The organism is Acinetobacter sp. V102_4 (genome assembly GCF_031799005.1).
Lineage (GTDB): Bacteria > Pseudomonadota > Gammaproteobacteria > Pseudomonadales > Moraxellaceae > Acinetobacter > Acinetobacter calcoaceticus.
Genome location: NZ_JAVQNR010000051.1, coordinates 232723 through 253825, shown reverse-complemented (window position 1 = coordinate 253825; position 21103 = coordinate 232723). Strand labels below are relative to the sequence as shown.

Below are 21103 nucleotides of genomic sequence, written 5' to 3'. Positions count from 1 at the left end.
TTATACTGCCTCCGTGCTTAAAGTTTTATGCTCAATGCGTTTTTCAGGTGATGCATTAAGTACAATGCGATTTACATAGATACCCGCCAAATGGATTTCATCCGGATCCAATTCACCAATTTCAACAACCTGTTCAACTTCAGCAATTGTAATTTTTCCAGCCATTGCACATTCAGGGTTAAAGTTCTGAGCAGTTTTACGGAAAACTAAATTACCCGCTTTATCGGCTTTATATGCTTTAACAAGTGCTATATCGGCTGTTAAAGATTCTTCTAAAATGTAGTTTTTGCCTTTAAAGGTACGTTCTTCTTTACCTTCAGCAATCAGTGTACCTACGCCAGTTTGAGTATAAAATGCAGGAATTCCCGCACCACCAGCACGTAACTTTTCAGCTAAAGTACCTTGTGGGGTGAGTTCTACATCAAGTTCACCATTTAAATACTGACGCTCAAATTCTTTATTTTCACCAACATAAGACGAGATCATTTTTTTAATCTGTTTGGTTTGTAGCAAAATACCTAAGCCAAAGTCATCTATACCTGCGTTATTAGAAATACAAGTGAGACCAGTCACACCACTTTGCTTAACTGCAACAATCAGTTTTTCTGGAATTCCGCATAAACCAAAACCGCCAACGGCAAGTGTTTGATTATCTGCAATAACATCTTTCAGTGCTGCCTCTGCATTGGCATAAACTTTATTCATTCTATTGTTATCCTATATCCCTTAGTGGTTTTAGTTTTAGCATCTAGTTTTATGTTATAGAAGTTAATTTTTTAAAAGGATTAATAAGTATAATCAATGAATCGCATCAAATTAACAACAAAAGATAAGAAGCACAAAAGTAAAAAATCTTAAAAAAATCATTTCATAGCATTGAAATTTATAATAATTAAGAAATTCACCTTAGCCGTAAGCTTAGCTCATCCTAAAATACAGTATTTAATTTTTTAAAATTTATATTGAAGCAATACCTCAATAAATTGAGCTGAAATATTTGAAATTTCAAAGTTCTTTTTGTAGACAATTCCAACTGTTTTATGAATAGCTTCGTCTTGTAGCTCAATTAATACATTGTGTTCTTTATCAATGTGAGACGCAAAATGTCTTGGAATTGCACTTACTCCAATTCCATAAGCAACAAAACTTGAAAGTGATGAAATTTGATGACATTCAACTTTCAAATCGAGAGTTATATTATTTCGTAAACAATTTTGCTCAACTAAATAACGAACAATCGAAGGTTTTTGCAAAGTGACAAATGGGTTAGAACAAAGCTGTTGCCAAGTAATTGACGAAGCATGTGCAAGGGGATGAGTCTTTGGTAATAGAGCTAAAAAATCTTCTTCAAAAAGCGGTTTAAACTCTAAACCTTCAGTGAGATCTGGCTCAAAACATAGGCCAAGCTCAAAAATACCATCCTGTACTTTTTCGATGATGGTTTCATTAGGAATATCATGAATTGAAAAATTAAGGTTTGGGTGGAGGCTCAAAAACTCATGAATGACTTTAGGCAAAATTGCATGAGTCACAAATGGCATAGAGGCAATACTTAAGGTTCCACGATTAAGCTTAAACCTTTGTTTAACATCATTTTCCATTTCATCCCAATTGGCAATTAATTTTTTTGCATAGGGAATAAGTGATTTACCTTCCTGAGTAAGTTCAACACGGCGTGTATTACGGTTAAATAGTTTCCCACCTAATTCTTCTTCTAGACTTTTGATAGTGAGACTTAAAGCGGACTGGCTAAGATGTAAATCTAAAGAGGCATTGGCATAGTTGAGCGTACGAGCAAGAGCCAAAAAAGCTTTTAGTTGTTTAAGCGTCATTTCGTTCCTTTAGATTACTGTTCCCGCCTAGTGCTGTAATTTATACGAAAATTTGTCTAATAAGATGTTTTTTGACAAAAAATTAAGAAAAAGAAATGAGCGGACAAGCGACTCAACTACTTTAGTAAATTTTCCCAACAAAATTCATCTCTGTTGTTTGCAAAGTATAGAGCCATCCCAACTCCATGGAAAAATAAATGACCTAACCAAATTACTTGAGGCGCAACTTTTAAACCTTCTAATAAAATAGTTGTTGAATAAATTGCTAATAGAAAGGTGAAGATGATGATGTATGTAACACTCGCTACAAATTTATATTTCGGTGCTAATTGAGGAATTTTATATCCAATCAAAATTTGCATACCGCAATTTATGATCAATGAAAGTATAGCTACAAGGACTTGTGGCATATTTAGATATGTTAAAGAGAGTTGCGTAATTATGAAAATAATTTGCCACAGTAGAAACATGCCCAGAGGGTACAATACAAATTTAACCCACATCATATTTTGTTTTCTTATCAAGCCTTTATAAGGGTATTCTATTGAATAACAAAGATTAAATAAATACTGTTTTTCAAAAAAAACTATATCTCAATATAAAGCTAGTCTTAATTTAATAGTAAAAACTGAAATGTGAGAGTAATAAATACTAAGTAAATTACTTAGACCACCTTCGGGTGGTTTTTCATTTTTAGAACTGATAAATTTTAATTATTATTAAAGTGGGTAATTTAATGAAAAAGATAATTTTATTAGGAGTAGTGATTTTATTTGGTGGGTGTGTAACTCCCTCTACTCAAATGATTAATAATAAATTTAGTGAAGTACAACCTTCAACACCTTCAGTGTCAGGTATATGGACGATTTCGATCGGCCCAAGCATATCAACAATAAAACTTGATTCAGATGGCAATGGAATACTTTGTGACGATACTAATGGGCATGTTGTATTCAACAAAGTTAAGTATGCAAATAATATGATTTACATTCAAAATGGTATGACTCTAGAAGTGAAGCTTCTAAACAAAGATATACTCGAATCTAGAATAACGTTAAGTGCCTCCAATTCAAATATGGTCTACAAAGCCGATAATGACTTAAAGGCAGCATCATTGAAGTGTGCCAAAGAATTATAGATAACTATCTTGTAAGTAAACAGAGGTGTTGACATGATGAAATGTTAGGAATGCTGGTGCAGAAGTTGATAGGTATTTCATATTTCACGAAGTCAAATTTTCTACTTGTAGCTTTTGAAATGATTTTTCCGCATTTGTAATTATATTTTCTTCTCTCTTAGATTGGACTTCATCTAAATATTATATTTATTTGTATAATATTGTTGATATATAATTGTTTTTTAATATCTTTAAAACTTAAAAAAATGAACTTAAAATATATTTTGATTGCTTTTGGTCTAGTATTCTTTGTACAAACTATCGTTAGTGCATTGATTGGCGGGTTAGCGAGGATGATATTTCCACGTAACATTGCTATGGCAATTTTCTACGCAGCAGCCATCCTTATAGTCATTTGGATCGGTTACTATAATACTAAGACCGCTGTAGGTTTTAAGGTGAAAACAGCCTTAAAGTTACATTTACTTATAGCCTTTTTTCCTCTTATTAGTTTATTCACAGAACCTGTAGAGAAAGTTGTATTAAATATTGTGACTCTATTTATAAGTCTTAATATTGGAACAGCTATCTAAGGATCAAGCTAAGAATACGACTCCTGATCAAATCATAGGAGCAATGGACAGTGAATAACAAATACAACAATGTCTTTAGTGATGGTGAAGAATTACAATTATTGAATGAGCTAATAGAGCTATTCCATACTAAGCTTCCTTTCAATAAAGACTCACCAACACAGACAGCCTTCAATCTAGGGCAACAAGACGTAATTAACTACATCTTGAGCCGTATAAAAGAAGCTGAAATGGATTAGGCAGATACTAGATTCTTACCTTTAAAGTATTAGACCTGTAAAACCTACTTACTGCATCATCATTTGTTAAAGGTAATTATTGGTAACGTATTGGAGTAGTCTATTTAGTAAGTTTGATAGAATACATTTTTGAGATAGCGAAAATTTTATGAATAATAAGAAAATAAGTCTATTAAGATAGCCTTCTTAAATTAATTGAGTTGTTTGCAAAATTTGTACTGTTGGATAGCTTTTAAGCTATTTAAATGTGGTTTATATTTTCTAGTTAAAATATATGGACCTAGATTAATTAGGATTAAATGAAATTAATTATGAAAATTTTAATAAAATTTATCTTAAGTTTTTTGTTCTGCTTTGCACTAAATGTATATGCGCAAAACACTACAAATACTAAAGAATTACCTTATCAAAAGATTAAATGGATTCAACCACCAAGTATTATGATCAGCAATAATGACTTACAAGGATATGATAGAAATGTTGTGATAGCGGCAGAAACTAATATAGGGGGTAACATTACAGCAGTTAAATTATTGCAAAGTAGTGGAATTAAGAGTTTAGATTTAAAGTTAATAATCGCAGTGGAAAATGCTAGATTTTCACCTTATCAAGAAAATGGAGTTTTCTATCCAGTCAGATTTGTACAACCCTTCCACTTAGAAGCATCTAGAGAACCTGAATTCGAGGTCTATCCGGAAATAAAAGTAAATGACGAAGATCTGTATGGTCAAAATAGATCAGTATCTATTTTTACAGAAGCTGATGTGAACGGAACTCTAACTAGAGCTGAAATTCAAAAAAGTAGTGGGCTTATTAAATTAGATAATTTCGTGCTTGATGAATTTCGTGAACATGCAAAATTTTTTCCATTAAATGTTAATGGAAAACCTTATCCTATTCGTAAAACTGTTGCTTATAATTTTCCCTCATCTATTACCTCAAGTGAAGCTGAAAGATATAAAAAGGAGTACCAGTTAAAAATTTTTAAAGCTTGGGATGTTCCTCCTAACTCAGCGGGAACTAGTGCAAGAGTTAGGATTTTATTAACGGATAAAGGTGAGATAAATCAAATAATATTTTTGAATGAAGTCTCTAAAGAATTTAAGTTAAGTATTGAGCGAGCGATTAAAAAATCAATTCCGTTTACTTTGCCTGAAAATACTGATATTAGAAAAATAGCAAGAAACTTATCAATTAGCTTTAAGGCAACATAGTTATTTGATATTAATTTAAAATAAAGAACTCATTAGTGTTTTTTTTGAGCTGTTAAATTTTACTTATTATTAAATTGGTTACTTTTATGAAAAAGATTATTTTAACTAGCTTGTTCTTTATTTTATTGGGGTGTGCAAGTAAACCTGTAGAAAGTTTAAATAGAAACTTAGATTTAGATGTTAAAATTCCTCCAAATTTTGATTCAAAAAATTCTTACCATAAGGTTCCTGAATCATTTAAAGTTTATTGGTTCAAAGCCCCATCGCTTACTATTTCGGGAGCAGAGCTTGCAGGAAGAAATAGACTTGTGGTTTTAGATGTTAAAGCTGATGAACGGGGAGTAATTACAGAGGTTGTTTTAAATCGAAGCTCTGGATTAGCAGAGATCGATCAAAAATCAATCAATTCTGTCAAGTTAGCTAGATTGAAGCCTTATAAAATAAATGGAAAACATGTTCGTTTCGATGTAACTCTACCTCTGCTATTTACACTTGAGAACTAGTCTAATATTAATAAGTTTTCATAAAAAAATAATTTATTTGTTTAATAGAAGGAAAGGCTATTCACATGTCTTTAAATAATTATATAAATTTTTAAACCATGTAGCTGAGTATTTCTTTATGTGACATTTAGTAAATAATTTGTTAAATTGTGTGAACTTTATAACAAACGGTTAAAAACTCATGATGAAAATATTGGCTACAAGTTTAATTGCTTTAAGTTTAGTTGGGTGTGCAACATCAAGGGGCTTAATTGAAATACCTCAAGGTCAAAAACTAAATCAATCCCAAAGTATAGTAGCACAAGGCAAATCGATTATAGTGAAGGTTGAGGATGATCGAAAATTTCAAGATAAACCCGCATCAGCTGATATTCCATCTTTAAAAGGTGAGCAATCTAATGCAACAGCAGAAGAAAAAGCCCGAGCTGTTGCTCGTAAAAGAAATGGATATGGAAAGGCTTTAGGGGATATCCTTTTAAAGGATGAGACTGTATCGCATTTGGTTGATAAACGTGTTTCTGAAGCATTGCAGCAGTCGGGATACAAAGTTCTTGCTAATAACACCACTAATGAAGCCAATGCCGATCTGATACTCAATATTAAAATTAATAAATTTTGGTCATGGTTCCAGCCTGGATTTGCCTCAATCAAAATCAATTCTGAAATTGATACCGAAATTTTAGATGCCAAACACCCTAATCGCCCACCATTTAAAATCTATAGCAAGGTAACTAGATCAGCACAGGTAGCGAACGAGTCGAAATGGGTAGAGAATATTGACAAAGTGCTCAATGACTACGAGGAAAAGTTGATTATTGAGCTTTCTAAGCAAAGTCAGTAGTTTTTATTTAAATCCTTGAATATATTTAAGTTTAAAAAGCACCCTAGGGTGCTTTTTATGTCTTATTGTTGTTGATTCGCTAATTGCATTGCCATTAAGTATTACTAACAGCTTTTGTAATAAATTGTGGTAGATTCTTAACAATTAAGGTTTTGATAGTATTTTCATGTACCATTTCGAGATTAAAAAAATTAAAATCATTTAAGGCAAAATGAAATGAATAAGATCACCCTAATTTTGATAGTCGCTCTGCTTTTTTGTATTTTGGCTAACTATGAAAGTTTCAACTTATTAAAAATTCATGAAACTGCCAGTAGCGAAATTAACAAAACTCTTCCTAAAAACTAATCCACCTAAGGGTGGTTTTTTTTTATACCTTAAGCTCTTAAATTTTAATTATTAATAATAAAGGGTAATTTTATGAGAAAAACTTTAATTGGAGCTTTATTCTTAACGTTTGGAACCTCTGTAAGCGCAGCATCTAAAATTGAAAAAGAGGAAACAAAAAAGTTTTCAACAATGAAGCAATGTATTGAATGGTTAGATTCTAAATATCCAAATAGCAAATGGCATAAAGACAAAGGTGCCTCGTGGAATTTAGAAAATGATAATTCAAATTTTTTATCTGGAATTACACATGTTCCTAGTGACGAAAATAAAAAACTGACACATCCAATTGCGATTTATTGCAAATTAAAAGAAACAGGTACCGAAGCCATCTTCTATGAAGGAAAATACATCCTCATAGAGGCTATTTAATCTCAAAATTTAATTGAACAAACCTACTCAATGAGTGGGTTTCTTATTGCCTCGAGGAAAGTAAAGATGGTGCGAGAATCACATCTGGTCTTGTTATTGATTCACAGAATGCTGCACACGAAGGTGAATATCCTTATAAGTGTAGAAATCTTTAAATACTAAATAAATTACTTAGACCACCTTTGGGTAGTTTTTCATTTTCTGAACTGTTAAATTTTACTCACTATTAAAATGGATAATTTCATGAAAAAGATTATTTTTTTAGGACTAGTTCTGGGTTTAATTGGGTGTTCAACAGCTCCAGTTGCTTCAAATACAGCCAAGCCAGTACCTAATGAGAGAGTATACGATCAGAACTATTTAAAGAAACACACTCCTGAACAAGCAAAAGTTACTTTTTTAAGAGATAAAGGTTTTTTAGGTTCTGGCTGTAGTCATGATATTTATATTAATAACGAAAAAGTATTCTCAATTCGTTCAAATGAAATAGCTACTATTTATCTTGAGCCTAAATATTATATCTTTAGGTTAGAAACAGGTGGAGGGATGTGCCCAAATATTTCAACTTCACAAGAAACTGAAGTTAAACCTGAGGCTGAGATAGAGTATCGAATTTTACTCCCATCTGACTTTAATTTAAGACTGACTCGAATGAAATAAAAGCGTAAGAGCCTGTGTCTAAGGCAGTCGAGTAATATTAAATTTTAATTAAACCCACTCGTCATTAGGTGGGTTTTTTATTACTTATAAAAGATTACTGATCTTAGCTGAGAAATATTTATTAAATTATTTTAAAAAATATATTATTTAATTGCCTTTCTTAAATAATGTAGAGATATTAATTTAATTTACTCAATAATTAATAAGTTTTATAAAATAATAGCATTTTTAAATAATTAAATTTTACCAATTGGATTTAATAACTATATGTAATTTATGGTTATTTAAATATTTAAATAAATTACATTGTTTTTAAATATTTTAGTGATATTTTATTTTTAGGCACATTTACCTATTACCACGCATAGATATTTTGATTTTTATCATTATAGGTTTGGGATAACCTAAATATCTTTTGGTAATTTTAAACCTAATATTTATTCTTTAAGGAGCAAAGAATATATGTGGGAATTATTTGTAATTCTACTTTCGCTTGGGCTGTTAATGTACACAGCTTACAAGGGCTTTTCTGTCATTCTCATGGCACCAATTTGTGCCTTACTCGCGGTTTTACTCATTAACCCAGCCAATGTTTTACCGTTTTATTCGGGTGTTTTCATGCCCAAAATGGTGAACTTTATTAAAGATTACTTTCTTGTATTTTTGCTCGGGGCAATTTTCGGTAAAGTCGTTGAAATGTCTGGAATTGCCGAATCTATCGCTCGAACTATTGTGAGATGGATTGGGGCAAAAAAAGCGATTTTAACCGTTGTGTTATTAGGTGCAATTTTAACATATAGCGGTGTCAGCTTATTTGTTGCAGTCTTTGCAATTTATCCTTTTGCAAACCAGCTTTTTAGACAAGCTAATATTCCAAAACGCTTAATTCCTGGAACCATCGCGCTTGGTGCATTCACATTTACCATGGATGCATTGCCAGGTACGCCGCAAATCCAAAACGTTATTCCAACTACATTCTTTGGTACCAATATTTATGCCGCACCATTTTTAGGGATTATTGGCGCTATTTTTGTTTTATGTGCAGGTTTAGCTTATTTGGAGTGGCGCCGTCGTGCTGCTGCAAAAGCGGGTGAAGGCTTTTCTGGTTTTGGAGTAGACAATACGTCGTCTCAAGAAATTGAAGCCGATATATCTATGCAAAATAATGGAAGTACAGCTCGTCAGTTTTTAGCATTTGTACCTCTCATTCTTGTTGCAGTAATGAACAAATATTTGTCTAAAGCAATTAAAGAGTGGTATCCAAATGGCTTTGATTTTGCCACTGTAGGTTTAGCCGATTACACCGTTGATGTTGCAAAAACTGGGGCAATCTGGGCTGTTGGTTTAGCACTTATTGTCGGAATTATTGCTGCAATTTTATTTGATTATCAACGCGTAGTGACCAACTTTAAAGAGGGGATTAATGCCAGTATTGGCGGCTCCCTTTTAGCAGTGATGAATACAGCTTCTGAATATGGTTTCGGTGCAATTATTGCATCATTACCGGGCTTTGCCCTGATTAGTCATGCAATGAGCAGTACCTTCACAAATCCATTGGTAAATGGTGCGGTAACCACGACAGTTTTAGCGGGTATTACTGGTTCAGCTTCTGGTGGTATGAGTATCGCTCTAAGTGCGATGGCTGAACACTATAACGCCGCGATTTTAGTAGCAGGTATTCCACCAGAAGTCATGCACCGTGTGGTTGCTATGGCATCGGGCGGTATGGATACACTTCCGCATAATGGTGCTGTGATTACCTTACTTGCTGTTACAGGTTTAACCCATAAACAGTCGTATAAGGATATTTTTGCAGTCACAGTAATTAAAACGTTAGCGGTATTTGTGGTGATTACGGTCTTTACAGTGACTGGTATTGTTTAATACCAATAAGTTAAAAATATTAAGGAGTAAATAGATGACTAAACTTTTAGACGGAAAAGTAGCCTTTATTACAGGCTCTGCAAGCGGGATCGGTCTAGAGATTGCTAAGAAATTTGCTCAAGAAGGTGCAAAAGTTGTCATTTCTGATATGAATGCTGAAAAGTGCCAAGAAACGGCAAAGTTGCTAACAGAACAAGGCTTTGAAGCATTATCTGCACCATGTGACGTAACTGATGAAGAAGCTTATAAACAAGCAATTGAGTTAACTCAACAGACCTTTGGCACTGTAGATATCTTAATTAATAATGCTGGTTTTCAACACGTTGCACCTATTGAAGAGTTTCCAACCGCTGTTTTTCAAAAGCTAGTTCAAGTCATGCTTACTGGTTCGTTTATTGGTATTAAACATGTTTTCCCAATCATGAAAGCTCAAAAATCGGGCCGTATTATTAATATGGCTTCAATTAATGGCTTGATTGGCTTTGCAGGTAAAGCAGGCTATAACAGCGCAAAGCATGGTTTAATCGGTTTGACAAAAGTTGCCGCATTAGAATGTGCACGTGACGGTATTACGGTAAATGCCTTATGCCCAGGTTATGTAGATACACCATTGGTTCGCGGTCAAATTGCAGATTTGGCTAAAACCCGTAATGTGAGTCTAGACAGCGCACTTGAAGATGTAATTCTGGCAATGGTTCCTCAAAAACGTTTGTTATCTGTTGAAGAAATTGCTGATTATGCAATTTTCCTTGCGAGTGACAAAGCAGGTGGGGTAACGGGTCAGGCTGTGGTTATGGATGGTGGTTATACCGCACAATAATTTAGAGTTTTATAAAAGCCGCTTATTCTTTAATAAGCGGTTTTTTATAAATAAAAGATATGTAAGTTTAGTGTTCAAAACGATGATTTATCTCAACTATAGTTGCTTATAAAAAATCCAATAAAATAAGTTTGTTAAGGTATGAAATTATACTTTAAAGGTATTTAACTTATTTCCAATTTTAAAATTTAATAGAGTATGAGAAAGTAATCTTTACTCTCTTTCTTGATTAGATATTTTTCAGGAAAATTCGTCAATTAAAGGATATTAATTGGCATACAAGTTGCTTTTTTAGCAATTAGTTATTAGCTAGGTGAAAAGGATATGATATCACTCAGCCAACAGATGGAACTCAATCATTATTCACGTAAAGCTGAATTTGCGCAGAATTTGATGTCTACAATTTGTGGTGAACACCGTCTAGACACAATTTACAAAGACACGCTCGATTTTCACTATGATGGAATGCGTCTGCCTAATAAAAAAATGGCAATTGGCACAATCAGTTATGGTGCAAATGTTGCCATTAACATCTCTAATCTAAAAGCTTATAGCATTAGTTTGCCTATACAAGGTCGACAAGCTCTCAACATTCGTGGTGCTCATTATCAATCTGATGAAAACAGAGGACTTATTGTTTCAAATAACGATCAGCAAGATTTGATTATTGATAAAGATTGCCGAAAATTTCAGGTGGTTATTCCTGAGCGAAGTATGCAAATTGTTCTTGCAGATCTACTGAATAAACCGATAGATGCACCCATTATTTTTAATCCAGAAATGCATCTGGACTCGGAACAACTGATTGGTGCATGGTGGAAAAATATTCAGAATTTTTTACAGTTAAAATCTCAATATAGCAATTTTTATGGTTTGCAGATGCTGTCTGAAGACTATGAAAATTTTGTAATTAAAGCCTTACTTTTATCTCAAGAAAATAATTATTCCGAAAGTTTAAAGTTACTTTCGCATCAGGATGAACCAGCCTATATCCGAAAGGTGCGGAATTTCATTATTGAACACGCCCATGAAGAAATCTGTGCAGAAGATTTGCAACGTCTAGCTGGGGTTTCAAAATCCAAGTTGTACGATGAGTTTCAGCAGTACTACGGTACAAGCCCAATGTCCTATTTGAAAAAGTATCGTCTACAACAAATTTATAAGATTTTGAGTACAACTGGCGCTGATAGAAAAGTATCTATTTCTAAGCTTGCATATGACTGGGGCTTTAACCATTTAAGTCGTTTTTCTCAAGAATATCGCGAAGAGTTTGGTGAAAAACCAAGTGAAACGAGGGGCAAAATTTTTTAAATATTTAATCTTTTAAGCAATAAAAACCTGATTGAATTAACCCAATCAGGTTTTTTATTTATCTATATATTTTAAATACTATTTTCAAGATTCAATACTTGCTTACTTTTCGATTTTTCATAAATGACTTTAAGACTAAGGGCAATAAATGAAATGAAGGTCGGTAATGCAAGAATAAAGAATATACCGCTTAAACTTAAGTTAAAAGTGAAAATGAGTGAGCCAAAGAAAGCGCCTAAAATTGCACCGATACGACCAATACCATGCATCCACGAAACGCCAACTGCGCGGCACACAGCTGGATAGAAAATAGCTGCAAGTGGAAGTAAAGAAGATTGAGCACCAGCAAGTAATGCACCAATTAAGAAAATGGTAATACCCAATAAGAAAATATTTGAACTGACTAAGCCTGCGACAATGAATAGCCCAAAAGCAATTAAATAAGAATATTTAATGACTGTGGTTGGGTTCAGTTTATCCATGTACCAACCCATAATGGTTGCACCAATTACACCACCAAAAGGGAAAATAGCTGCAATTAAACTAAATTGTTGGGTACTAAAACCAGCTGTTTTTAAAATTGTTGGCATCCAGCTTGTTAAAAGATAAAACACTAATAGGCTGGTAAAGCAGCACAGCCAAAGCATGCTTGAACCCCAAAGGTATTTTCCTAAAACGATTTTAACCGGATTTTCCTCTGATGCCGTTTCTGTTTGGGCTAAGACAAGTTTTACTGGTTCTTGGAATGGATGCCCTTGAATATCTTCTAAAATTCGTTGTGCTTTATCTTCTTGCTGGCGCGTAATTAAATATTGAGTTGATTCAGGTAATTTAAGTAATAAGGCAACCACTAAAATTAGGGGAATACTTCCACCAATAATAATGACTTTGGCCCAGCCATAACTTTCTAACAGATAAGCTGACAACACACCGCCACAAGAAATACCAAGCATAAAACCGCAACCAGCTAATCCTGTTAGGAATGCCTTACGTTTTACAGGCATATATTCAGAGACAATAGTACTGATGTTTGGCATGGCTGCCCCTAAACCCACACCTGTAATAAATCGGTAAATCATTAAATTTTGGGTCGAGTCGGCAAAACCACACAAAATCGTAAATATCGAAAACAAAAGGCTCGTAAAAACAATGACGCCTTTACGCCCAAACTTATCGGACATAGGGCCTGAAATAATGGCACCGATTGACATGCCGACTAAAGCGGCACTTAAAACAGGCGCAAGCTGAGGCTTGGTAATTCCCCAGTCATCCAGTAATGCAGGAGCAATAAAACCAATAATTCCTGTGTCTAAGCCATCGCAGAAGAAGACAAAAAATCCTAGGATAAAAACCATCCACTGCAATGGGGACAGTTTTTCGCGGTTGATTACCGAATTTGCATCTATCGTTTTCATATGTATTCCTTAACTCATTAAAATTTTCTGCTGTAATTAACAAAGAAACGGTTTTCAGAAAAATCGTTTCCATGCTTAACGTCGTAATTGATAAAGATGTATTGAAGGGCTAAACCTTTGAGAAAAGGCTGTTGAAGGGCATAATTGACAATAACGTTTGCTTCACTTTCTTTGTTTTTTAAGCCATCTACTGTTTTAAAGTGATTGCCATATACATATTTGAAGGTCGTATTTAAGCCAGGCACATGATCTTTAAAATCATAGCCATAGATGAAGTGATAAGACTTTTCATCTTGTTTGAAGAAGCCAGTGGTGTTCCAGTTAATGAAATAAGTTTCAGGCAAGAAACCATCTGGTAACGGGTAAGCAGACTCACCAATAATTTGCTGATAACCCAAACCAAAGCTGTGATTTTTTACTTTGAGCGTTTCTAATAAACCTACATTTTGCGCATCGATGTCGAAAAGATTTCCATTATCTTTGGCATTGAAATATTTGAATTTTGAATTGATCGAAAAATTGGAGTTTTTCCATACGTGGTCCATTCCCACATAATGTTTATTATATAAATCCTCCATATTTCCGAAGTAATATTCGCCTTTCAAAGTAGGAGTGATTTGATAGCGCAGGTCTATGTAGTTAAGGCCATCAGAGTAGCCAGTCACGCCCTTTGAAGTAAAAGAAAATCGATGAAAATCTTCTTCATTTCGTGGCGATACTTTTTCAATTCGACCAATTTCAGCAAAAAGCTTATCGCTCAATTGAGACTTAAGATTGGTTCCCCAATAAGAGGTCAGTAGCTGACGACTTGCATCTACAGTGGTTACGGGTAAATCTAGCCATAATTCACCAATGCTTAGTAGCGTTTTGTTATAGCCTAACTTTAAGGTCGCACCATATTTTAAATAATCGGGTGCTTGGGACTGAGTTGCTTTATCAAAAGGTAATACCGTATCTGCAACGTGTTTATCTTGGCTTAGTCGAACCGCATATTGTGCTGAAGCATTTGCGCCAATTTGAATCGGAGTGCCGCCAATTTCTAACGGCGTGTCGTGCATATTTGAGGTGTAAAATAGAGAAACTGATTGCGACCAGCTACCCGTGTCTTTTACAGCGGAATTGTCATAGTTTCTATCTATATATGCATTTTTTAATGTAAATTTCCATTCTTCATCCGCTGAATAAGCCTGATTAGAAAATGCACTACAACATAAAATGTTGATGAGCATTAACGTTTTGTTGTGTCCATAAATTGGCTTTGGTCGATGCATAAATAAAGTGCCTTAATTTAGAAAAATGACTGAGCTTTTCTTATGTAATCAAACTAATTACATGACTTTGATTGAACTATTTTTAGCCAGTAGTCACTATCCAATAAGTCCTAATCTTCATCCATTTTTTCCAAATTAGATAAAAAGTATTAATTTCATTTTTTGATTTAAAGTTATGAAATATAGATGGTTCTTGTTTTTTAAATTTTTATTCAGTTTGATGAGTTTTGATAATTGCGCAGAGATTGGATAGTGCTTGCAGCTTTTGGACAGCCTAAAAAAATATTCGGATAGAAGATAAAGCCATAACAATGTCAGGAGTTGACACTATGGCTGGTCAAACCGTTCAAATTAAAACTGCATCTGGAAAACAGTTCAGTGCGTATCTAGCGACACCAGAAACAGGAAAAGGACCTGGGGTAGTGCTTTGTCAGGAAATTTTTGGGGTTAATGCAGCAATGCGAGAAAAAGCAGAATTTCTTGCAGAAGAAGGCTATACCGTTTTAGTTCCTGATTTATTTTGGCGTGTAGCACCTAATATTGAACTGAGTTATACACCAGAAGATTTTCAAAAAGCTTTTGAACTTTATCAGCAATATGATGAAAACCTCGGTGTTGAAGATATTCAAGACAGCTTATCTTTTTTAAAGACTCGACCAGAATGTGACACCTCTACAGGCCTCGGTGTGGTGGGCTATTGTTTAGGTGGAAAGCTTGCTTATCTTGCAGGCTGTCGACTTTCGGAAGTGGCATGTGCTGTAGGTTATTACGGTGTAGGTATTGAAAAAGCGTTAGATGAGTTAGCCAACGTAAAAGGACGCTTGGTTTTACATATTGCAGAACTGGACCAATTTACACCGCCAGATGCGAGACAAGCGATTGTAGATGCAGCCAACCAATATTCAAATGTACAAGCTTATGTTTACGAAGGTGTTGATCATGCATTTGCACGTCCAAAAAGTAATCATTATCACAAACCTTCAGCACGTTTTGCTCATGAGCGCACAGTAACAGCTCTACATGAAACGATTGGGCCGAAATATGACCTAGTTGCGCTATGGGAAGAGCATATTCGTCATGAGTTTGATACGCGTGATGTATCAGCAACTATGGCAACGATGGTCGCAGAACCGTATGTCAACCATATTCCTACCTTAACGGGTGGTGTAGGCCACAGTCAGCTTGCCCGTTTTTATCAGTATCATTTTGTTCATCAAAACCCGAAAGATATGAAGATCACCTCGATCTCTCGTACCGTTGGTTCAACGCAAGTGGTGGACGAGTTCATTATGAGCTTTACCCACGATGCCGAAATTGACTGGTTATTACCGGGGGTAAAACCGACTGGCAAATATGTCGAGATTCCAATGTTGGGTGTGATTCAGTTTCGAGGTTCAAAGCTTTGTCATGAGCATATTTACTGGGACCAAGCATCGGTGCTGGTACAAATTGGTTTATTAGATCCGACGGGACTACCAGTTGCAGGTGTTGAAACAGCGCGAAAACTTCTTGATGAAGATCTTCCTTCAAATACCTTGATGCTATCTTGGGCAAGTAGTGAAGGCAAGCCAGTCAATTAAGGAGTATCTGCAATGAATATAGATTTAACAGGAAAAGTCGCAGTTGTGAGCGGTGGAGCAACACTCATTGGTAAAGCCGTTGTGCAAGCCTTAGTTAGTGCAGGTGCTCATGTCGCTATTTTAGATATTGATGCCAAAGGCAAAGCGATTGCGGAAAGCTTTAACCATGATGTGATGTTTATTCAAACCGATTTAACCAGTGATGTGGCTATTCAACAAGCTGTAGCGGATATTCACCAACATTTAGGTGAAGTGAGCTACTTGGTCAACCTAGCATGTACATACCTAGATGACGGTTTTAAATCTTCACGTCAGGACTGGTTACAAGCACTCGATATTAATTTGGTCTCTACAGTTGAACTGAGCCGTGCTTTCTACAATGACCTAAAAAAGCAGCAAGGTTCAATCGTTAACTTTACTTCCATTTCTGCCAAAGTGGCTCAAACAGGGCGCTGGTTATATCCAGTTTCAAAAGCCGCAATACGTCAACTCACACAAAGCATGGCAATGGATTTTGCCGGCGATGGCATTCGCGTCAACTCTGTTTCACCGGGTTGGACATGGTCTCGTGTAATTGCAGAAGTTAGTGGCAATAACCGTGAAAAAGCCGATAGTGTGGCAGCCGATTATCACTTGCTAGGCCGATTGGGTCACCCAGAAGAAGTCGCCAATGTTGTTTTGTTTTTATTGTCACCCGCTGCGAGTTTTGTCACCGGAGCAGATTATGCGGTCGACGGTGGATATTCCGTGATGGGCCCTGAAGGATCACAGCCCGCTATTCCACGTTTAGCCGAATAGCACAGCGTTTTAAAAGCACATTTAGAAAATTATGGAGAAGATTATGCGCCGTATTGCAATTGTTGGAGCAGGACAGTCTGGTTTACAGCTTGGTTTGGGCTTACTCGATACAGGTTACGACGTGACAATGATCACCAACCGAACTGCCGATGAAATCCGTCAAGGTAAAGTCATGTCAAGCCAGTGTATGTTTCATACCGCTTTACAAACTGAACGTGACTTAGGTTTAAATTTTTGGGAAGAACAATGTCCAGCAGTGGAAGGCATTGGGCTGGCTTTAGTTAACCCTGAAAATGGTGGTAAAGCATTTGAATGGAGTGCTCGTCTTGAGCGCTACGCTCAATCGGTCGATCAACGCGTCAAAATGCCATATTGGATGGAAGAGTTTGAACGCCGTGGCGGTCGATTAGTGATTCAAGATGTGGGTATAGAAGAGTTAGAACAACTCGCGAACGACTACGAGCTTGTATTACTCGCGGCTGGTAAAGGTGAAGTTGTTAAACAGTTTGAGCGTGATGATGCACGTAGCGTTTTTGATAAGCCTCAACGTGCTTTGGCATTGACCTACGTCAAAAACATGAAGCCAATTTCACCTTATTCACGTGTGACTTTTAATATTATTCCCGAAGTTGGCGAGTACTTTTCATTTCCTGCGCTTACCGTTAATGGACCTTGCGACATTATGGTGTTTGAAGGTATTCCAAACGGGCCAATGGACTGCTGGCAAGATATCAAAACACCTGAACAGCACCTGCAATGCAGTTTGGACTTACTCAAGAAATTTGTGCCTTGGGAATATGAACGTTGCGCAAATGTTGAGTTAACCGATACAGGTGGATATTTGGCAGGACGTTTCCCACCGACCGTACGCAAACCAATTTTGACATTACCCTCTGGCAAGCAAATTTTTGGTATGGCAGATGCCTTAGTGGTTAATGATCCAATTACTGGTCAAGGTTCAAACAATGCTGCCAAATGTAGCAAGATCTATTTCGATGCCATTTTAGCCAATGATAATCAAAGCTTTAGCGAACAATGGATGGTTCAAACTTTTGAGCGTTATTGGGCTTATGCAGAAAAAGTCGTGGCTTGGACCAATAGCTTGCTCGTACCGCCACAACCCCATGTGGTTGAGCTATTGGCAGCGGCAAGCCAAAACCAGAGCATTGCTTCAGTTATGGCCAATAACTTTGATGACCCACGTGCTTTCGCCCCTTGGTGGTTTGATGCGGATCAGGCTCAAGCATTCATGGCTTTAAAAACCACAGCAAAAGTGGCTTAAGGGCAAAACATCAAAGGGAGATATGAAAATGGATACAATTGAAACTCAAGGTTTACAAACCATCAATGCTGAAAACCCAAGAGAGATCCGTAATTTACTTGGACAGTTCGCAACTGGCGTTACCGTGATTACAACCCGTGGTAAAGATGGTCGCAAAATAGGAATGACAGCAAACTCTTTTTCCTCATTGTCTTTAGATCCACCATTAATTTTATGGAGCCTTTCAAAAACAGCTCCAAGTTTGTCTGATTTTGTAGAAGCTGAATATTTTGCCATTCACATGTTGGCACAAGAGCATCATCAGTTATCCGGACATTTCGCTCGAGGTGCTAAAGATAAATTTGCAGGCGTTGCACATCAACAATGTAATGCTGGTGTTCCAATTTTGACCGATGCACTCGCAACCTTGGTTTGCCGCAATGTAAATCAGTATGAAGGTGGGGATCATTTGATTTTTATTGGTCAAATTGAACAATACCAACAACGCCAAGGTGAACCATTGGTATTCCACGCAGGAAAGTATCGGATTGCCGCTGAGCATCCAGAATTAGCACATTAATTCACCACAATCACGATCAATCCGGTCGTGATTTTTTTATAGGAAATAAGAAGATGAAAAGCACTTTAATTAAACATGGCTTTTTAGCAGGGACATTGTTGGGTTTGCCCTTGGTTACACATGCCTATGATTTACCGACCGTAAACTTAGGCATGACCAGCTTTCTCGATGGCGGATTACCAGCAGGGCCCGGCTGGTATGCTCAAACTTACTTTCAAAATTACGATAGCAATAAACTGGTCGATGCCAATGGACAAAAATTAGGTTTGCCTAAAACAGATTTAAATTATCAAGTACTGGTTGAACAGATTAGTTATTTATCGAATGTCCGAGTAAAAGATAAAGCCAGTCTCGGCATGAATTTTTTAATTCCCTTTGTCAGCAAAATGGACATGGATGATGGTTTGAATAATGCTGCAATTAAAGCCCAAAGTGGCTTTGGGGACATTATGATTGGGCCGTTTATTCAGTTCGATCCAGTTATGGGCGCACAAGGGCCGAAGTTTGTACATCGTTTTGAGTTTCAGGTAAATTTACCTACTGGCGAATACGATCAACAAAAAGATATTAATCCAAGTAATAACGCCGTTTCATTTGATCCTTATTGGGCTGCAACATATTGGTTTAATCCAAAGTGGACAGCTTCAACGCGTATTCATTATCTCTATAACTTTAAAAATGATGACCCAAGCTATGCGTTTGCTGGAGCAAATGATATGCAGGCAGGACAAGCTCTTCATGCAAACTTCGCAACGGACTATGCTATTACTGAACAGTTCCGTTTGGGACTAAATGGCTATTGGCTAAAACAAATCACCGACACCGAAGTTGATGGTGAAAAAGTCAAAGGTAGACGTGAGCAAGTCTGGGCAATTGGCCCAGGTGCAATGTATAGCTTTTCTAAAAATGATCATTTGGTCGCAAATGCTTATTTTGAGCAAGATGCTAAAAACCGCCCAGAGGGAACACGACTGCAAGTTCGCTATGTTCACCATTTCTAATCTATAAACAATTTATAAAAAAGCCTTTTATATGAATCAATATAAAAGGCTCTTATCTATTTTTAGTTTAAGAAAAAATTGAAGTAATTAAGCCTTCACTTTGACCAGAACGGCGAGTAGAAGAGGGTAACTCACCATAACGACGTTTGTACTCTTGAGAAAAACGGCCTAAATGGCTAAATCCCCATTTAAATGCAACGTCTGTGACCGATAGATTTTCATTGTGCATGAGCTCTAAATGAGCTTGTTCAAAGCGTAATTCTTTTAGGTAAGACATTGGGGTCGTCCCCAAATAATTTTTAAAACCGGTAAATAAGGTTCTCACACTCACGCCTGCATGCTCGGCCAAAATTTCGACATTAAGCGGTTCATGTAAATGTTCTTTAATATAGGCTTCTGTGCGTTTCACGAAATAAGGAGAGACCGTTTTTTCTTTATAATGATCAATTTTATGTAATGCATTATTAGGTTGACCATAAATCAGTGCATTAAACAGGTTTGACTCAAATTGTTTAAAGGCTAGAGGATGATGAAGCGGATGTTGCTCGCATGCTAAGGCATCCATCAAGGTTCTAACGAGCTGTAAAAAATAGGCTCCACTTTGTGTAGAAAAGTCTAATTTTGGGTCAAAAATGAGTAAGTTGTTATCTGAATCGGCAATGTGCTGACGGCAATGATAAGTAAAATCATCCTTTGAAACTTTTAGAATGAGCTGCGGTGAGTTCGCATGCCAGCGCATACGTAAAGATTGCTGAGGAGAAATAAGAGAGGCAACTTGAGAATAAGAAATAAACTTTTGCGAACCAAACTCGATTTCTGCATAGCCTTGAGTTGGAATTTGAATTAAGTAAAAGTTATCAAGATGATCTGGTTCAATAATGACATCCGCACCATATTCAAGGCGGCTAATAGACAAGGCACCTGTTTTAACATGGTGCATAGTTGCACTGAAATCACGCTTCTGTTGAGAGATTTTAAGATCATGCGGTTTAAAAATTTGCCCTACATTTCGGCAGGTTTCGCTTAAATCGTGATGATCAAACACCAAATTATGATCAGTAAAGATAGACTCATTATGAAAATGACGTCCACTGAGTTCTGGGGAGTTGGCTTGGTTCATATATATCCCTTCTGGCTCACTCCTGTATTTACTTGTGTTGCAGAAGCCTTAAAACTTCGCTGGGCAGCAAGTAAATACGGCACTTAAAAAATTAAGTTACTCGCAAATTACAATGAGATATAAGCAAAATACAGACCAATTTAACCGCTAATTAATGTGATTTTCTCAAATTTTTAATTCGGATTTCATCCATCAATTTAGTAAATTCGAGAAATAGAATAGGGGGATATAAAAGGTGCTATAAGTTAATCTCATCATGATCTTATTCCTTAAGATCTATCAAATTTATAGCAAATCCGAGTGA

General features: G+C 36.0%; 22 protein-coding genes. 16 read left to right on the top strand and 6 right to left on the bottom strand.

Annotated elements, in window-relative coordinates:
* The 3 genes from RMB13_RS16955 to RMB13_RS16945 all read right to left on the bottom strand — a co-directional run bounded on the left by RMB13_RS16955 (position 1) and on the right by RMB13_RS16945 (position 2338).
* The gene (locus RMB13_RS16955; protein WP_045432483.1) at positions 1 to 705 is read right to left on the bottom strand and encodes a CoA transferase subunit A; all 705 of its coding nucleotides are present in this window, start codon (positions 703 to 705) and stop codon (positions 1 to 3) included.
* A 245-nt stretch (positions 706 to 950) separates the two neighbouring features.
* On the bottom strand, positions 951 to 1832 hold the full coding sequence (locus tag RMB13_RS16950; RefSeq protein ID WP_311085875.1) for a LysR family transcriptional regulator: 882 nt from the start codon (positions 1830 to 1832) through the stop codon (positions 951 to 953).
* A gap of 116 nt (positions 1833 to 1948) precedes the next feature.
* Complete coding sequence (locus RMB13_RS16945) at positions 1949 to 2338, bottom strand: hypothetical protein (RefSeq protein WP_311085874.1); 390 nt, start codon at positions 2336 to 2338, stop codon at positions 1949 to 1951.
* A gap of 230 nt (positions 2339 to 2568) precedes the next feature.
* Here RMB13_RS16945 and RMB13_RS16940 point away from each other — a divergent pair, with 230 nt between their 5' ends.
* The 11 genes from RMB13_RS16940 (at position 2569) to RMB13_RS16890 (ending at position 11773) form a co-directional block, all read left to right on the top strand.
* Positions 2569 to 2970 (top strand): J517_1871 family lipoprotein, encoded by a 402-nt coding sequence (locus RMB13_RS16940; protein ID WP_311085873.1) that lies wholly within the window; start codon positions 2569 to 2571, stop codon positions 2968 to 2970.
* A gap of 245 nt (positions 2971 to 3215) precedes the next feature.
* A complete protein-coding gene (locus RMB13_RS16935) occupies positions 3216 to 3542 on the top strand; it encodes a hypothetical protein (protein WP_311085872.1) in 327 nt (108 codons plus the stop codon).
* Between the two features lie 50 nt (positions 3543 to 3592).
* Positions 3593 to 3781 carry a hypothetical protein gene (locus RMB13_RS16930; protein ID WP_311085871.1) on the top strand — a complete coding sequence of 63 codons (189 nt, stop codon included), beginning with the start codon at positions 3593 to 3595 and terminating at the stop codon, positions 3779 to 3781.
* A 299-nt stretch (positions 3782 to 4080) separates the two neighbouring features.
* Positions 4081 to 4995, top strand: a complete 915-nt coding sequence (locus RMB13_RS16925) for a TonB family protein (protein WP_311085870.1) — start codon at positions 4081 to 4083, stop codon at positions 4993 to 4995.
* A gap of 86 nt (positions 4996 to 5081) precedes the next feature.
* On the top strand, positions 5082 to 5498 hold the full coding sequence (locus RMB13_RS16920) for a TonB family protein (RefSeq protein WP_311085869.1): 417 nt from the start codon (positions 5082 to 5084) through the stop codon (positions 5496 to 5498).
* 181 nt (positions 5499 to 5679) lie between these two features.
* On the top strand, positions 5680 to 6339 hold the full coding sequence (locus RMB13_RS16915) for a YajG family lipoprotein (RefSeq protein ID WP_311085868.1): 660 nt from the start codon (positions 5680 to 5682) through the stop codon (positions 6337 to 6339).
* Positions 6340 to 6759: 420 nt separating this feature from the next.
* Positions 6760 to 7098 carry a hypothetical protein gene (locus RMB13_RS16910; protein WP_311085867.1) on the top strand — a complete coding sequence of 113 codons (339 nt, stop codon included), beginning with the start codon at positions 6760 to 6762 and terminating at the stop codon, positions 7096 to 7098.
* Positions 7099 to 7341: 243 nt separating this feature from the next.
* Positions 7342 to 7758, top strand: a complete 417-nt coding sequence (locus RMB13_RS16905) for a hypothetical protein (RefSeq protein WP_311085866.1) — start codon at positions 7342 to 7344, stop codon at positions 7756 to 7758.
* A 462-nt stretch (positions 7759 to 8220) separates the two neighbouring features.
* Complete coding sequence (locus RMB13_RS16900; protein WP_311085865.1) at positions 8221 to 9642, top strand: GntP family permease; 1422 nt, start codon at positions 8221 to 8223, stop codon at positions 9640 to 9642.
* A gap of 34 nt (positions 9643 to 9676) precedes the next feature.
* Entirely contained in the window at positions 9677 to 10462 is a 786-nt protein-coding gene (locus RMB13_RS16895) for a 3-hydroxybutyrate dehydrogenase (protein ID WP_311085864.1), read from the top strand.
* A 324-nt stretch (positions 10463 to 10786) separates the two neighbouring features.
* A complete protein-coding gene (locus RMB13_RS16890; protein WP_311085863.1) occupies positions 10787 to 11773 on the top strand; it encodes an AraC family transcriptional regulator in 987 nt (328 codons plus the stop codon).
* Positions 11774 to 11844: 71 nt separating this feature from the next.
* Here RMB13_RS16890 and RMB13_RS16885 read toward each other — a convergent pair whose 3' ends face one another.
* Positions 11845 to 13188, bottom strand: coding sequence for an MFS transporter (locus tag RMB13_RS16885; protein ID WP_311085862.1), 1344 nt, complete (start codon positions 13186 to 13188; stop codon positions 11845 to 11847).
* Positions 13189 to 13205: 17 nt separating this feature from the next.
* Positions 13206 to 14459, bottom strand: coding sequence for an OprD family outer membrane porin (locus RMB13_RS16880; RefSeq protein ID WP_311085861.1), 1254 nt, complete (start codon positions 14457 to 14459; stop codon positions 13206 to 13208).
* Between the two features lie 329 nt (positions 14460 to 14788).
* Here RMB13_RS16880 and RMB13_RS16875 point away from each other — a divergent pair, with 329 nt between their 5' ends.
* Genes RMB13_RS16875 through RMB13_RS16855 form a run of 5 tightly spaced genes read left to right on the top strand, consistent with a single transcriptional unit; the run spans position 14789 to position 19679 of the window.
* A complete protein-coding gene (locus RMB13_RS16875) occupies positions 14789 to 16039 on the top strand; it encodes a dienelactone hydrolase family protein (protein ID WP_311085860.1) in 1251 nt (416 codons plus the stop codon).
* A gap of 12 nt (positions 16040 to 16051) precedes the next feature.
* Positions 16052 to 16837: an SDR family oxidoreductase gene (locus RMB13_RS16870; RefSeq protein ID WP_311085859.1), complete on the top strand. Its 786-nt coding sequence runs from the start codon at positions 16052 to 16054 to the stop codon at positions 16835 to 16837.
* 43 nt (positions 16838 to 16880) lie between these two features.
* Positions 16881 to 18119 (top strand): styrene monooxygenase/indole monooxygenase family protein, encoded by a 1239-nt coding sequence (locus RMB13_RS16865; RefSeq protein ID WP_311085858.1) that lies wholly within the window; start codon positions 16881 to 16883, stop codon positions 18117 to 18119.
* A gap of 28 nt (positions 18120 to 18147) precedes the next feature.
* Positions 18148 to 18678 (top strand): flavin reductase family protein, encoded by a 531-nt coding sequence (locus tag RMB13_RS16860; protein ID WP_311085857.1) that lies wholly within the window; start codon positions 18148 to 18150, stop codon positions 18676 to 18678.
* Positions 18679 to 18731: 53 nt separating this feature from the next.
* Complete coding sequence (locus RMB13_RS16855; RefSeq protein ID WP_311085856.1) at positions 18732 to 19679, top strand: transporter; 948 nt, start codon at positions 18732 to 18734, stop codon at positions 19677 to 19679.
* Positions 19680 to 19746: 67 nt separating this feature from the next.
* Here the strand turns inward: RMB13_RS16855 and RMB13_RS16850 are convergent, their stop codons facing one another.
* Complete coding sequence (locus RMB13_RS16850) at positions 19747 to 20799, bottom strand: AraC family transcriptional regulator (RefSeq protein WP_311085855.1); 1053 nt, start codon at positions 20797 to 20799, stop codon at positions 19747 to 19749.
* Positions 20800 to 21103: the final 304 nt, after the last annotated feature.

Excerpts from the sequence above, each read along its gene's own strand:
- RMB13_RS16955 (WP_045432483.1), bottom strand. The coding sequence starts at position 705 with ATGAATAAAGTTTATGCCAATGCAGAGGCAGCACTGAAAGATGTTATT.
- RMB13_RS16875 (WP_311085860.1), top strand. The coding sequence starts at position 14,789 with ATGGCTGGTCAAACCGTTCAAATTAAAACTGCATCTGGAAAACAGTTC.
- RMB13_RS16915 (WP_311085868.1), top strand. The coding sequence starts at position 5,680 with ATGATGAAAATATTGGCTACAAGTTTAATTGCTTTAAGTTTAGTTGGG.
- RMB13_RS16880 (WP_311085861.1), bottom strand. The coding sequence starts at position 14,459 with ATGCATCGACCAAAGCCAATTTATGGACACAACAAAACGTTAATGCTC.
- RMB13_RS16925 (WP_311085870.1), top strand. The coding sequence starts at position 4,081 with ATGAAATTAATTATGAAAATTTTAATAAAATTTATCTTAAGTTTTTTG.
- RMB13_RS16870 (WP_311085859.1), top strand. The coding sequence starts at position 16,052 with ATGAATATAGATTTAACAGGAAAAGTCGCAGTTGTGAGCGGTGGAGCA.
- RMB13_RS16905 (WP_311085866.1), top strand. The coding sequence starts at position 7,342 with ATGAAAAAGATTATTTTTTTAGGACTAGTTCTGGGTTTAATTGGGTGT.
- RMB13_RS16910 (WP_311085867.1), top strand. The coding sequence starts at position 6,760 with ATGAGAAAAACTTTAATTGGAGCTTTATTCTTAACGTTTGGAACCTCT.
- RMB13_RS16860 (WP_311085857.1), top strand. The coding sequence starts at position 18,148 with ATGGATACAATTGAAACTCAAGGTTTACAAACCATCAATGCTGAAAAC.
- RMB13_RS16855 (WP_311085856.1), top strand. The coding sequence starts at position 18,732 with ATGAAAAGCACTTTAATTAAACATGGCTTTTTAGCAGGGACATTGTTG.
- RMB13_RS16895 (WP_311085864.1), top strand. The coding sequence starts at position 9,677 with ATGACTAAACTTTTAGACGGAAAAGTAGCCTTTATTACAGGCTCTGCA.
- RMB13_RS16850 (WP_311085855.1), bottom strand. The coding sequence starts at position 20,799 with ATGAACCAAGCCAACTCCCCAGAACTCAGTGGACGTCATTTTCATAAT.
- RMB13_RS16945 (WP_311085874.1), bottom strand. The coding sequence starts at position 2,338 with ATGATGTGGGTTAAATTTGTATTGTACCCTCTGGGCATGTTTCTACTG.
- RMB13_RS16900 (WP_311085865.1), top strand. The coding sequence starts at position 8,221 with ATGTGGGAATTATTTGTAATTCTACTTTCGCTTGGGCTGTTAATGTAC.
- RMB13_RS16890 (WP_311085863.1), top strand. The coding sequence starts at position 10,787 with ATGATATCACTCAGCCAACAGATGGAACTCAATCATTATTCACGTAAA.
- RMB13_RS16950 (WP_311085875.1), bottom strand. The coding sequence starts at position 1,832 with ATGACGCTTAAACAACTAAAAGCTTTTTTGGCTCTTGCTCGTACGCTC.
- RMB13_RS16885 (WP_311085862.1), bottom strand. The coding sequence starts at position 13,188 with ATGAAAACGATAGATGCAAATTCGGTAATCAACCGCGAAAAACTGTCC.
- RMB13_RS16920 (WP_311085869.1), top strand. The coding sequence starts at position 5,082 with ATGAAAAAGATTATTTTAACTAGCTTGTTCTTTATTTTATTGGGGTGT.
- RMB13_RS16935 (WP_311085872.1), top strand. The coding sequence starts at position 3,216 with ATGAACTTAAAATATATTTTGATTGCTTTTGGTCTAGTATTCTTTGTA.
- RMB13_RS16940 (WP_311085873.1), top strand. The coding sequence starts at position 2,569 with ATGAAAAAGATAATTTTATTAGGAGTAGTGATTTTATTTGGTGGGTGT.
- RMB13_RS16865 (WP_311085858.1), top strand. The coding sequence starts at position 16,881 with ATGCGCCGTATTGCAATTGTTGGAGCAGGACAGTCTGGTTTACAGCTT.